The following is a 12,367-nucleotide window of genomic DNA, read 5'->3' on the forward strand; positions in this document are numbered from 1 at the left end:
CCCGCACGCCCGGAGACCGGGATGGCCTACGCCGATTCGGTCCTCGACCTCATCGGCGACACCCCGCTGGTGAAGCTGGGCCCGGTCGCGGCGGGCGTGCAGGCGACCGTGCTGGTCAAGGTCGAGTACCTGAACCCCGGCGGCTCGTCGAAGGACCGCATCGCGACCCGCATCATCGACGCCGCCGAGCGCGACGGGCTGCTGAAGCCCGGCGGCACCATCGTGGAGCCGACCAGCGGCAACACCGGCATCGGCCTCGCCCTCGTCGCGCAGCAGCGCGGCTACCGCTGCGTGTTCGTGCTGCCGGACAAGGTGGGGGAGGACAAGCGCAACGTCCTCACCGCCTACGGGGCCGAGATCGTCGTGACGCCGACGGCCGTCGCTCCGGAGGACCCCGCCTCCTACTACTCCGTCTCGGACCGCCTCGCCCGCGAGATCCCCGGCGCCTTCAAGCCCAACCAGTACGCGAACCTCAACGGACCGCTCAGCCACTACGAGACCACGGGCCCCGAGATCTGGCGCGACACCGCCGGCCGGCTCACCCACTTCGTCGCGGGAGTCGGCACGGGCGGCACCATCAGCGGCGTCGGCCGCTACCTCAAGGAGGTGTCGGAGGGCCGCGTGCAGATCGTCGGCGCCGACCCCGAGGGCTCCGTCTACTCGGGCGGCGGCGGTCGCCCGTACCTGACCGAGGGCGTCGGCGAGGACTTCTGGCCGAGCGCGTACGACCCGAGCGTGGTCGACCGGATCATCGCCTCCAGCGACGCCGAGTCGTTCGCGATGACCCGCCGCCTCGCCCGCGAGGAGGGGCTGCTCGTCGGCGGATCGAGCGGGCTCGCCGTCTCCGTCGCGCTCAAGGCCGCCGCCGGTCTCGGGCCGGACGACGTCGTCGTCGTGCTCCTGCCGGACGGCGGGCGCGGCTACCTCGGCAAGATCTTCAACGACCGCTGGATGCGCTCCTACGGCTTCCTCGAGATGCGCGACGAGGGCACCGTCCGCGACGTGCTCCGCGCGCGGGCGGCGAGCGGGCAGGCCGACCTCCCGGCGCTCGTGCACGCTCACCCGACCGACACGATCCGCGACGCGATCGGCATCATGACCGAGTACGGCGTCTCGCAGCTCCCGGTGCTGACCGCCGAGCCGCCGGTCGTGATGGGCGAGGTCGTCGGAGCCGTCGACGAGCGCGAGCTGCTCGACCGCGTCTTCGCCGGATCCGCCTCGATGAACGACCCGCTCGGCGACTGCGTGGGCGACGCGCTCGCGCTGATCGGGCTCGGCGAGAGCATCACCGCCGCCCGCGCCGCGCTCACCGAGCACAGCGCCCTCCTCGTCACCGACGAGGGCAAGCCCGTCGCGGTGATCACCCGACAGGACCTCCTCACCTACGCCACGGCCTGACGGCCGCCGCCTCCGCACCTCCGACCCAGGGAGCCCGCACCATGCCCAAGAAGCAGCACTTCGACACCCGCGCCATCCACGCCGGCCAGGAGTTCGATCCGACCACCGGGGCGGTCGTGCCGCCCGTCTACATGACCTCCACGTTCGTCCAGGACGGCATCGGCGGTCTCCGGGGCGGCTACGAGTACGCCCGCTCGGCGAACCCGACGCGCGACTCGCTCCAGGAGCTCATCGCCTCGCTCGAGGGTGCGGACGTCGCCTACTCCTTCTCCTCCGGCCTCGCGGCCGAGGACACCCTGCTGCGCGCCGCCCTCGCGCCCGGCGACCACGTCGTCCTGGGCAATGACGCGTACGGCGGCAGCCACCGCCTGATCGACCGGGTGCACAGCGCCTGGGGCGTGCGCAACACGGCCGTCGACATGTCGAACCTCCGCGAGGTGCAGCGGGCGATCGTCCCCGGTGAGACGAAGATGCTCTGGGTCGAGACCCCGTCGAACCCGCTGATGACCATCAGCGACATCGCCGAGCTCGCCGACCTGGCCCACGCGCACGACCTGATCGTCGTCGTCGACAACACCTTCGCCTCCTCCGCCCTGCAGCAGCCGCTGGCCCTCGGTGCCGACGTGGTCGTGCACTCGACCACGAAGTACCTCGGCGGCCACTCGGACGTCGTCGGCGGCGCGCTCGCCCTGCGCTCGGGGCCGCTGGCCGAGAAGATCGCGTTCCTGCAGTTCGCGGTCGGAGCGATCTCGGGCCCGATGGACGCATGGCTCACGGTCCGCGGCATCAAGACCCTCGGGGTGCGGATGGAGCGCCACTCCGTCAACGCGCAGGCGGTCGCCGAGTTCCTCGTCGAGCACCCGGCGGTGACGGCCGTGCACTACCCGGGCCTGCCCTCGCACCCCGGCCACGAGCTGGCGAAGCGCCAGATGTCGCGGTTCGGCGGGATGCTCTCGCTCGAGCTCGCGACGCCGCGCGCGGCCCGGAAGTTCGCCGAGTCGACCGAGCTGTTCCAGCTCGCGGAGTCGCTGGGCGGCGTCGAGTCGCTGATCGGCTACCCGAGCGAGATGACGCACGCGTCGGTGAAGGGCACGCCGCTGGAGGTCTCGGAGTCGCTGGTGCGCCTCTCGGTGGGCCTCGAGGACTCGTCCGACCTGATCGCGGACCTGTCGGCGGCGCTGCCGAAGAAGTAGAGGCGGGAACGCCGTCCCGCGGGGCGGCATCTCGATGGTGCGCCCGGTCCGGCCCCTGCCAGGATCGGGCGCATGACCTCCTCGCGCCGCTTCGTCGACCTCAGCCACACCGTCGCGGACGGGCTGGTGACCTACCCCGGCCTGCCCGCTCCGCGCATCCGGCCGCACCTCACCCGTGAGGCGTCCCGCGCCTCCTACGCGCCCGGCACCGAGTTCGCGATGGACGTCATCGAGATGATCGGCAACACGGGCACCTACCTCGACAGCCCGTTCCACCGCTACGAGGGCGGAGCCGATCTCGCCGCTCTCCCGCTCGAGACGCTGGTCGACCTGCCGACCGTCGTGGTCGACGCGACCGGAGCCACCGGACGGGGCATCGGCTCGGACGCGGTCGCGGGACTCGACGTCCGCGGCGCCGCCGTCCTCCTCCGCACCGGCTGGGACGCGCACTTCGCCACGCCCGGGTACGGCAGGGGCGCCCCCTTCCTCAGCGGCGCGGCGGCGGAGTCGCTCGTCGCCGCCGGCGCGGTGCTGGTCGGCATCGACTCGGTGAACATCGACGACACGGAGTCCGGCGGATCGCGGCCCGCGCACTCGGCCCTCCTCGCCGCGGGAGTGCACGTCGTCGAGCACCTCACCGGCCTCGGCGGGCTGCCGGCGACAGGGGCGCGCTTCACCGCCGTGCCGCCGAAGGTGCGGGGCTTCGGGACCTTCCCGGTGCGGGCCTTCGCGGTCGTCGACGAGCCCTGACCGGCGCAGGGCCCCCGGGCGCCTCCGGCTAACCTGGACCGATGCATCCCGCTCTCGCCGCCGTCGGCCGGCGCGTCCGGCCCCGCACGCGCCTCGCGGCGCTGGGCCGTCGTGTCCGCCCCCGCACGCGGCTGCGCTCCGCGGCCCGGGTCGTCCGCTCCGCCCCTCAGCGCCTCTCGGAGCGCCGCGCCGCCGTGATCGCCGCCCGGCCGATCGACCACCCCTCGCCCGCGCTCCGGCGCGAGCTGGTGCTGCTCGACCTGGCCAACCGCTTCTCCCGCCGCTCGGCAGTCGATCCGGCGGGCGAGGTCGTGGTGACGATGACCACGCACGGCGAGCGGCTGCAGCGGGTCCACATGGCGCTCGAGTCGATCGCCCGCGGCGACGCCCGGCCCGCGCGCCTGGTGCTCTGGCTCGACGACCCGGCCCTGCACGCCGACCTGCCCGCGCCGCTGCGCCGCCTCCGCCGCCGCGGCGTCGAGATCCGCCTGGTCGACGGCTACCGCGTGCACACGAAGTACTACCCGCACCTGCTCTCGGGCCGGGCGGGGGAGCGCGACCTCGTCACCTCCGACGACGACATCGTGTACCCGCGCACCTGGCTGAGGGGTCTGCTCGACGCCCGCTCGCGCTACCCCCGCGAGACCGTGCTCTGCTACCGCGCCCACCGGGTGGGGATCGTCGACGGCGCCGTCGCTCCGTACACGAGCTGGACGCCGGTCACCGACACGCGCGCGTCGACCGACGTCTTCGGCACCTCCGTCTCCGGGCAGCTGCTGCCCGCTCCGCTCCTCGGCGAGATCGCCGCTCACGGGGACGCGTTCCGCGAGATCGCCCCGGACGCCGACGACATCTGGCTGCACGTGCGCGCGGTCGACGCCGGCTACCGGATCGCGCAGATCGAGCCCCGCGCCCAGCTGTTCCCGTTCGTGCCGCGGACGCAGCAGTCCGGGCTCTACCTCGTCAACTACTGGGACGGCGGCAACGACCGCCAGGCCCGCGCGGCCTACACGCCCGAGGTGACGGCGCGGATCGCGGCCGACGCCTCCGCGAGAGGGGAGGTGCGCTGATGCGCCTGCTGTTCGTGAGCAACCTCTACCCGCCCCAGGTGCTCGGCGGATACGAGATGACTTGTGCGCGCGTCGCGGAGGCGATGGCGGCCCGCGGCCACACCGTGCGCGTGCTGACCACGCCGACCTACCTGCCGCCGGAGCCCTCGGGCGTCGAGGTGCACCGCACGCTGAGCCTGCGCACCTACTTCCCGCTGCCGCAGACGGGCGGCGAGATCGCTCAGCTGCTGCACCACGAGAGCGCCGTCTCGCGGTTCGAGAACACCCGCATCCTGCTCGAGGAGCTGCGCGACTTCGCGCCGACCCACGTGGTGGCCTTCAACCTGCTCGGGATCGGCGGCCTCGCGCTGATCGACCTGCTGCGGACGGTGGAGGCCCCGTGGATGTGGAACCTCGGCGACCGCATCCCGAACGCCCTGGTCGACGGGCTGCCCGAGCGCGTGCTCCGCGTCTACGGCGCCCAGGCCCCCGACCACTTCGACCGCGGCGAGATCGTCGCGGTCAGCCGCTCGCTCGTCGACGCGATCGAGGCCGGCGGGCTGAGCCTGGGCGAGGTCGAGGTGATCGGGCGCGGAGTGTCGGTTCCCCCCGACACCGCGGAGCCGCGGCGCTACCGCGAGGGCGGGACCACCCGGTTCACGTTCGCCGCGTCGCTCGGCGAGCACAAGGGCGTCGGACTGGTGCTGGAGGCGGCGGCGTCTCTCGCGGAGGAGACCCGCGACTTCCGCGTGGACCTCTACGGCGACGGAGACGTGGACGGCTGGCGCGCCCGGGCGGACGAGGCGGGCCTGGCCGGCCTGGTCGAGTTCCACGGAGCGACGCCGCACGCCGAGGTGCTCGACGCGCACGGCCGCGCCGACGCGTTCCTCTTCCCGACCTGGGCCGGAGAGGCGTTCGGCGTCGCGCCGGTCGAGGCGGCCGCGGCGGGCGCCGTGCCGATCGTGACGGCGGCCAGCGGAGTCGCGGAGTTCCTCATCGACGGCGTCGACTGCATCAAGATCACCCGCTCCGCCCCGGCGCTTCTCGAGGCGATGCGGGACGTGGCGAGCGGGGCGGTGGACCTCGAGGCGCTCGGTCGGCGGGGCCGGGCCGCGGCGCGCGGACCGCTCTCGTTCGAGCGCTCCGTCGAGCTGATCGAGGCCTCGCTCGAGCGCCGCTCCCGGCCGGGCCTCGCCGACCGCCTCGCCGACACCACCCTCGAGGCCGACATCATGGACAAGGATCTGCGGGCGATGGACGTGCTCCACCGCCGCTTCTCCGGACGGGACCACGACGATGACCACTGACCACGACTTCCTCCAGGACCCCGGCTCCGCGCCCACCCGGCTCGGCCGCGGCGGCGTCGTGCTCCGCGACGCGGTGCACCGGCTGGTCGCCCCCTGGTTCGAGCAGGCGCGGCTGCGCACGGAGGAGCTGCGCGCCGAGACGGCGGCCCTGCGCGACGAGGTGGCCGGGCTCCGCGGCGAGCTGAGCGCGGTGCAGGGCGACGTCTCCGTGCTGCGCGACGAGTCGGCGGGCCTCCGGGAGGCGCTGGACGAGCTCAGCGCGTCGGTCGCGGCCGACCGAGCCTCGTCCGAGGCGGCGGGTGCGGCGGCCGCCGATCAGGCCGCCGACACCGCGGCGGCTCTCGACGAGCGCGTCCGCGGGGCCGAGCTCGAACTGCGGGCGGTCACCCGGCGCCTCGCGGAGGCGCTCGACCGCTGAGGCGGCGAGGCCCGGTTTTCGCGGCGATCAGGCGGGGACCGCCGTCCGCGCGAGCAGCTCGGCGATGCGCCCGGTGCAGCCGCCGCAGCCCGTGCCGGCGCGGGTCGCCCGCCCGACGCAGGCGACCGTCCCGTGTCCCGCCGCAGCCGCATCGGTGATCACCGCCGCCGTCACGCCGTTGCACCAGCAGACCGTGGCATCGGGGGCGAACGGATCGCCGGTCGCCACGGCACCCGCATCCGGGGCGTCCAGACGCAGGAGGCTCGACCGGTCCGCCGGCAGCTCCGAGCCCCGCTCGAAGAGGAGGCTGAGCTCGGCGCCGACCCTGGGCAGACCCACCGAGACGAACCCGCGCAGCACTCCTCCCGCGGTCACGAGCTTGGCGTAGCCCCCGCGGGCGGGGTCAGCCCATAGCGTCACCTCGAGGTGCTCCTCGCCCGGGCGGTGCGGGTCCCACGGCTCCGGGGCCACGTCGCCTCCTGCCACGAGGTCGACGCCCTCGGCCTTCAGCATCACGACCGCCGGTCGGGCGTCGGGGACGCGCTCCTCGCCGCAGCGGCCCTCCGCCTCCGCCCGGATCCGCGCTGCGAGCCGGTCCGCCTGCTCCCATCCCGGACCGATCAGTCCGCTCGGTCCGCCGGGCACGCGGCCGTCGGGCAGGGCCGAGCCGCGGGGGGCGACGTGCGCGCAGTCGCCGATCGCGAAGACGTCCGGGTCGCTCCAGCTGCGCAGCTGCTCATCGACCAGGATCCCGGTCGAGACGGCGAGCTCCGCGCCCGCGGCCAGCTCGACCCGCGCACCGACACCGCACGAGAGCACCAGCAGATCCCCCTCGATCTGCTTGCCGTCAGCGCAGACGAGCGCCTGGAAGTGCGCACGGCCGCGGTCGTCGTGCGCGAGCAGGACGCTTTCGGACCGGGCGTGCGCCACCATCTCGACGCCGGCCGCGCGGGCGGCCGCGGCCAGCATCCGGCCCCCGCCCGTGTCGAGATTGCGGGCCATCGGGATGTCGCCGTGGAAGACCACCACCACCTGCGCGCCCTGCTCGGCGGCCGCGAGGGCGAACTCGATCCCGAGCACTCCCGCCCCGAGCACGACGAGGCGCGCGCCGGAGCGCACGGACTCGCGTACCACCCGGGCGTCGGCCAGGTCGCGCAGCGCCACCACCCGCTCCGGGAGGGGCCGGGAGCCCGCGTCGAGCGACTCCGGATCGGCGGCGCGCACCGTCCGCTCGCGTCGGGACCGCTCCATCCCGGCGAGGGTCGGCACGTTCGCCCGGGCGCCGGTGGCCAGGACGACGCGGTCGTAGGGCAGCCGCTCGCCGTCGTGCAGCCGCACGACGTTCCGCGCGCGGTCGATCCCCACGACGGCCGCTCCCAGGCGCAGGACGACGCCCGCCGCCTCCGCCGCCGTCCGGTCGCCGAGGTCGAGGCGCTCGCGGGTCGCCCGGCCGACGGCGTACTCCGCGAGCAGGACACGGTTGTACGGGTCGTCGCTCTCGGCGCCGACCACCGTCAGCGCGACCAGACCGGCCCGCACGGCCGGCAGCAGCTCCTCGACGAAGCGCGAGCCGACGGGGCCATAGCCGATCAGGACGATCCGCTCGGGAGGTGTCTCAGGCATGTGCCGTCCCTTCCGCGCGGACCCAGACCCGCGTGCGCTTGAACTCGGGCATCGACGACACCGGGTCCACGACGGCCTCGGTGAGGAGGTTCGCGCACTGCTCACCCGCGTAGTGGAAGGGCAGGAACACCGTGTCGTGGCGGATGTCCGCGGTGACGCTCGCGCGGGCGCGGACCACGCCGCGCGCGTTCCCGATCGCCACAGGTGCTCCGTCGCGGACGCCGAGCCGGGAGGCGGTCGCCGGGTGGATCTCGAGCCGAGCCTCGGGGCGGGCCGCATCGAGCTCCGCGACCCGCCGGGTCTGGGTGCCCGACTGGTACTGCTGGAGGTAGCGGCCGGTCACCAGGGTCAGCTCCTCGCCGCGGTCCACGACGACGGGGACGGCGGGGATGACGGCGACCAGGCGCGCCCGGCCGTCGGGGTGCCCGAAGCGCTCAGCGAAGAGGCGCGGCGTCCCCGTGCCGCCCGCGGGGTAGGGCCAGTGGGCGGCGATCCCGGTGTCGAGCAGGGCGTGCGAGAGGCCGGAGTAGTCGGCCACGCCTCCCGCGGACGCGCGGGCCAGCTCGTCGAACACCTCCGAGGGGACCGCCGGCCAGCTCGAGGGGGCGTCGAGACGGCGCGCCAGCTCGCTCATGATCCAGAGCTCGCTGCGCACTCCTGCCGGCGGGTCGATCGCCCGGCGGCGGCGGAGCACCCGGCCCTCGAGGGAGGTCATCGTGCCCTCCTCCTCCGCCCACTGCGGCACCGGGAGCACCACATCGGCCAGCGCGGCGGTCTCGGAGAGGAAGAAGTCGCAGACGACCAGCGTGTCCAGGGCCTCGAGCCCGGCGCGGACGGCGTCGGCGTCCGGGGCCGAGACGACCACGTTGGAGCCGTGCACCAGCAGGCAGTGCACGGAGCGTCCGAGCTCGGCGAGCAGGGCGGTGGCGGGCAGCCCTGGGCCCGGGATCGATTCGGGCGTCACGTCCCAGACGGCGGCGACGTGGCGCCGCGCCTCCGGATCGCGGATGGAGCGGTACCCCGGGAGCTGATCGGCCTTCTGGCCGTGCTCGCGTCCGCCCTGGCCGTTGCCCTGACCGGTGAGCGTGCCGTACCCCGACCCCTCGCGACCCACCAGGCCGAGCACGAGAGCGAGGTTGATCGCGGCGGTCGCGGTGTCGGTGCCGTCGACGTGCTGCTCGACCCCGCGGCCGGTCAGCACGAACGACCGCCCCGCGGCGAGCCGGCGCGCGAGGGAGCGGAGGAGCGTGGTCGGCACGCCCGTGACCGCGGACGTGCGCTCCGGCCACCACGCCGAGACGCTGCGGCGCACCGCCTCGGCGCCGGTCGTGCGCGCGGCGAGGTAGGCGGTGTCGGCGAGGCCCTCGGCGAAGACCAGGTGGATCAGCCCGAGCAGGAGCGGCAGATCCGTCCCGGGAGCGGGCTGCAGATGCGTGCCGGCGCCGTCCTCCGTCAGCCGCGCGGTGGCCGAGCGGCGCGGGTCGACGACCACCAGGCCGCCCCGCGAGCGGGCACCGGCGAAGTGGGCGAGAAGCGGCGGCATCGTCGCGGCGACGTTCGAGCCCAGGAGCAGGATCGTGTCGGCGTCGTCGAGGTCGGACACCGGGAACGGCAGTCCGCGATCGACGCCGAAGGCGCGGTTGCCGGCCGCCGCGGCCGAGGACATGCAGAAGCGGCCGTTGTAGTCGATCCGGGAGGTGCCGAGAGCGATCCGAGCGAACTTCCCGAGCTGGTAGGCCTTCTCGTTGGTGAGGCCCCCGCCGCCGAAGACGGCCACCGCGTCGGCGCCGTGCCGCTCCCGGACGCCGCGCACCGCCCCGGCGACCGCGTCGAGCGCCTCCTCCCACGACGCCTCCGCGAGGACGCCGTCGGCGCCGCGCAGCAGCGGGGAGACCAGGCGCTGTCCGCTCGCCAGCAGCTCGGCGGAGGTCCAGCCCTTGGCGCAGAGCCCGCCCCGGTTCGTCGGGAACTCCCTCCCCTCGACCGCCACGGGTACGGGGCCCGCCGCGGGTGTCAGCGTCATCGCGCACTGCAGGGCGCAGTACGGGCAGTGGGAGTCGGTCGGGGCGGGGGCGCTCATCGTCAGATCCGGGTCCCCGTCTTCGCGGCGAGGCGGAGGTAGACGCCGGCCGTGATCGCGAGCATCACCGCATAGGCGCCGACGAACCAGCCCAGCGCCGTCGTGTAGTCGCCGAACTCGGTCTTGGAGAAGCCGAGCAGCTGGGGGATCACGAAGCCGCCGTAGGCGCCGATCGCCGAGATCAGGCCGAGCGCCGCGGCGGACGTGCGCTGGGCGCCGATGCCGTCGTCACCGCGCTGGCGGGCGCGGAGGGCGAACACCGTGGGGATCATGCGGTAGGTCGCGCCGTTGCCGATGCCGGCCGCCGAGAAGAGCACGAGGAAGCAGGCGAGGAAGAGCCAGAAGCTGCCGAGCGGCAGTGTCGCGATCACGCCGAGGATCCCGGCGCCCATGGCGACGAAGGCGAGGACCGTGACAGGCGCTCCGCCGAAGCGGTCGGCCAGACGGCCGCCGGAGGGGCGGGACAGCGAGCCCACCAGGGAGCCGAGGAACGCGAGGCCGACCGTCGCCGAGCCGACGGCGAAGCCGGAGAACTCGGGGAAGGTGTCGGCGATGAGCTTCGGGAACACGCCGGCGAATCCGATGAAGGACCCGAAGGTGCCGATGTAGAGCACGGCCAGCAGCCAGAGGTGCGGCTCGCGGAGCGCGGCGAGGGAGGCGGCGACGTCGGACTTCGCGGTCGAGAGGTTGTCCATGCGCTTGGCGGCGCCGATCATCGCCACGACGATCAGGGGGACCCAGAGGAAGCCGGCGATCGGCAGGTTCAGCGTGGCCGCGGCGCCGACGGTGATCGCGATCGGTACGACGAGCTGCGCGACGGAGGCGCCCAGGTTGCCGCCCGCGGCGTTGAGCCCCAGAGCCCAGCCCTTCTGCGCGTGCGGGTAGAAGAAGGTGATGTTCGCCATCGAGCTGGCGAAGTTGCCGCCGCCGAAGCCGGCGAGCGCGGCCACCAGGAGCATGACGCCGAACGGGGTCTCCGGATTCGAGACCGCGATGCCGAGTCCGACGCTCGGGATCAGCAGGAGGCCCGCCGACACGATCGTCCAGTTGCGGCCGCCGAAGCGGGGGACCATGAACGTGTACGGGATCCGGAGGGTGGCGCCGACGAGGCTCGGCATCGAGATGAGCCAGAAGATCTGCCCGGTGTCGAAGGCGAATCCGGCCGCCGGCAGCGAGACGACGACGACCGACCAGAGCTGCCAGACGACGAAGCCGAGGAACTCGGCGAAGATCGACCACCTCAGGTTGCGGGCGGCGACGGAGCGTCCCTCCGCCTCCCACTGGGCGGGGTCCTCGGGGTTCCAGCCGTCGATCCAGCGGCCCGGCCGTCGGATGATGCCGGTGGAAGTGGCGGCGGTCGTGGGGGCGGTGGTCGGGGGTGCAGCAGTCATCGTGGTCCTCCGGAGGGTGGGCGGCGCGCGCGAGGGCGCGCTCGGGACGGGGAGGTGGAGCGGTGGTGGTGCGGGGAGGAGGCGTCAGGCGTTGCGCCCGAACAGCTCCGAGACGATGTCGACCAGCTCGCGGGCGGGCGGATCGACGGCGGTGAGGAGGGGAGCGGAGGCGAGGTCGGCCCCCGCGGAGGCGGCCAGGCCGGCGAAGTAGCCGGGCGCGAGCAGGTAGGTGGCGACCACGACGCGCGCGCCGGGGTGGGCGGCGCGCTCGGCGGCGACCGCCTCCGCGACCCGCGGCTCGGCGGCCGAGATGAACGAGGTGCTCACCTCGCGGCCGAGCTCGGCGGCGAGAAGGCGGCCGGTGGTCCAGCAGTCCGCGACGGCACCGGCGTCGCTCGAGCCGGCGGCGGCGAGCACGACGCGGTCGCCGTCGTCGAGCCCTGCCTCGTGGAGCCGGCGGGCGAGCACGCGCGCCAGGCGGGGATCGGGTCCGAGCGCGCCCGAGACCCGCACCGGCCGCTCCGCCTCCGCCGCGGCCTCGGCGAGGTCGACGTGCACGTGGTAGCCGGCCGAGAGCAGCAGCGGCACGACCACCGCCGGCCGGCCCGGCTCGAGAGAGCCCAGGGTCGCGGGGACGTCGGGCTGCTGCACGTCGACGAAGGAGTCGAGCACGTCCAGCGCCGGGTTGGCCCGGCGGACCGCCTCGACCAGCGCGGCGACGGCACGCCTCCCGTCGTCGTCGGAGGTCCCGTGGGACGCGGCGACCAGAGCGGTCCGCTGGGCGACCTCGATCGTGCCGTCGCTCTCGCGCACCTGCCAGGTGGCGAGGTGCAGCTCCGCTCGTGTGAAGCAGGCGCCGGTCTCGAGGTCGAAGACGTCCTTGTGCAGGGGCGAGGCGATCGTGGGCCGCTGCACCCCGTCGACCAGACGCGAGCCGACGATGCCGCGCGAGAGCACGGCCGCGCCGGTCGCGGGGTCGAGGTTCGAGACGGCCCGCACCCGCCCGTCGGGCAGGAGGAACAGGGCGAGCTGCACACCGCCGACCAGGGCGGCCTCGCCCCAGAGCGGCTCGAGGTCGCCGACGGCGCAGACCGGCACCCAGGTGGTGGCGGTCGCGGGGGCGAGCCGATCGAGGAGGGTCATCGCTGCGCCTTCTTC

The 12,367-nt window shown here is 74.6% G+C and carries 10 protein-coding genes; 6 read left to right on the forward strand and 4 right to left on the reverse strand.

The window, feature by feature from the left end:
- Positions 1–21 precede the first annotated feature (21 nt).
- From GSU40_RS04305 to GSU40_RS04330, 6 genes are all read left to right on the forward strand, one after another.
- Entirely contained in the window at positions 22–1,398 is a 1,377-nt protein-coding gene (locus GSU40_RS04305; protein ID WP_104234473.1) for a cystathionine beta-synthase, read from the forward strand.
- A gap of 41 nt (positions 1,399–1,439) precedes the next feature.
- The gene (locus GSU40_RS04310; RefSeq protein WP_104224345.1) at positions 1,440–2,591 is read left to right on the forward strand and encodes a cystathionine gamma-synthase; all 1,152 of its coding nucleotides are present in this window, start codon (positions 1,440–1,442) and stop codon (positions 2,589–2,591) included.
- Positions 2,592–2,663: 72 nt separating this feature from the next.
- Positions 2,664–3,341 carry a cyclase family protein gene (locus tag GSU40_RS04315; protein WP_160033810.1) on the forward strand — a complete coding sequence of 226 codons (678 nt, stop codon included), beginning with the start codon at positions 2,664–2,666 and terminating at the stop codon, positions 3,339–3,341.
- Positions 3,342–3,382: 41 nt separating this feature from the next.
- Positions 3,383–4,411 carry a glycosyltransferase gene (locus GSU40_RS04320; protein WP_160033812.1) on the forward strand — a complete coding sequence of 343 codons (1,029 nt, stop codon included), beginning with the start codon at positions 3,383–3,385 and terminating at the stop codon, positions 4,409–4,411.
- Positions 4,411–5,697, forward strand: coding sequence for a glycosyltransferase (locus GSU40_RS04325; protein ID WP_160033814.1), 1,287 nt, complete (start codon positions 4,411–4,413; stop codon positions 5,695–5,697). Before GSU40_RS04320 ends, GSU40_RS04325 begins: the two co-directional genes overlap by 1 nt.
- The gene (locus GSU40_RS04330) at positions 5,687–6,115 is read left to right on the forward strand and encodes a hypothetical protein (protein WP_160033816.1); all 429 of its coding nucleotides are present in this window, start codon (positions 5,687–5,689) and stop codon (positions 6,113–6,115) included. The genes GSU40_RS04325 and GSU40_RS04330 overlap by 11 nt, the downstream gene beginning before the upstream one ends.
- A gap of 27 nt (positions 6,116–6,142) precedes the next feature.
- On the opposite strand, the gene GSU40_RS04335 is transcribed toward GSU40_RS04330, so the two are convergent.
- The 4 genes from GSU40_RS04335 to nirD all read right to left on the reverse strand — a co-directional run bounded on the left by GSU40_RS04335 (position 6,143) and on the right by nirD (position 12,352).
- Positions 6,143–7,738 (reverse strand): FAD-dependent oxidoreductase, encoded by a 1,596-nt coding sequence (locus tag GSU40_RS04335; protein WP_160033818.1) that lies wholly within the window; start codon positions 7,736–7,738, stop codon positions 6,143–6,145.
- The gene (locus tag GSU40_RS04340) at positions 7,731–9,818 is read right to left on the reverse strand and encodes a molybdopterin oxidoreductase family protein (protein WP_160033820.1); all 2,088 of its coding nucleotides are present in this window, start codon (positions 9,816–9,818) and stop codon (positions 7,731–7,733) included. Before GSU40_RS04340 ends, GSU40_RS04335 begins: the two co-directional genes overlap by 8 nt.
- A gap of 2 nt (positions 9,819–9,820) precedes the next feature.
- Positions 9,821–11,209, reverse strand: coding sequence for an MFS transporter (locus tag GSU40_RS04345; RefSeq protein WP_104326350.1), 1,389 nt, complete (start codon positions 11,207–11,209; stop codon positions 9,821–9,823).
- A gap of 84 nt (positions 11,210–11,293) precedes the next feature.
- Positions 11,294–12,352 (reverse strand): nitrite reductase small subunit NirD, encoded by a 1,059-nt coding sequence (nirD, locus tag GSU40_RS04350; protein WP_104250934.1) that lies wholly within the window; start codon positions 12,350–12,352, stop codon positions 11,294–11,296.
- Between the last annotated feature and the right edge of the window lie 15 nt (positions 12,353–12,367).

It is taken from the genome of Rathayibacter sp. VKM Ac-2805, assembly GCF_009834265.1.
In the GTDB taxonomy this organism is placed as follows: domain Bacteria; phylum Actinomycetota; class Actinomycetes; order Actinomycetales; family Microbacteriaceae; genus Rathayibacter.

Excerpts from the sequence above, each read along its gene's own strand:
- nirD (WP_104250934.1), bottom strand. The coding sequence starts at position 12,352 with ATGACCCTCCTCGATCGGCTCGCCCCCGCGACCGCCACCACCTGGGTG.
- GSU40_RS04320 (WP_160033812.1), top strand. The coding sequence starts at position 3,383 with ATGCATCCCGCTCTCGCCGCCGTCGGCCGGCGCGTCCGGCCCCGCACG.
- GSU40_RS04315 (WP_160033810.1), top strand. The coding sequence starts at position 2,664 with ATGACCTCCTCGCGCCGCTTCGTCGACCTCAGCCACACCGTCGCGGAC.
- GSU40_RS04325 (WP_160033814.1), top strand. The coding sequence starts at position 4,411 with ATGCGCCTGCTGTTCGTGAGCAACCTCTACCCGCCCCAGGTGCTCGGC.
- GSU40_RS04345 (WP_104326350.1), bottom strand. The coding sequence starts at position 11,209 with ATGACTGCTGCACCCCCGACCACCGCCCCCACGACCGCCGCCACTTCC.
- GSU40_RS04335 (WP_160033818.1), bottom strand. The coding sequence starts at position 7,738 with ATGCCTGAGACACCTCCCGAGCGGATCGTCCTGATCGGCTATGGCCCC.
- GSU40_RS04310 (WP_104224345.1), top strand. The coding sequence starts at position 1,440 with ATGCCCAAGAAGCAGCACTTCGACACCCGCGCCATCCACGCCGGCCAG.
- GSU40_RS04305 (WP_104234473.1), top strand. The coding sequence starts at position 22 with ATGGCCTACGCCGATTCGGTCCTCGACCTCATCGGCGACACCCCGCTG.
- GSU40_RS04330 (WP_160033816.1), top strand. The coding sequence starts at position 5,687 with ATGACCACTGACCACGACTTCCTCCAGGACCCCGGCTCCGCGCCCACC.
- GSU40_RS04340 (WP_160033820.1), bottom strand. The coding sequence starts at position 9,818 with ATGAGCGCCCCCGCCCCGACCGACTCCCACTGCCCGTACTGCGCCCTG.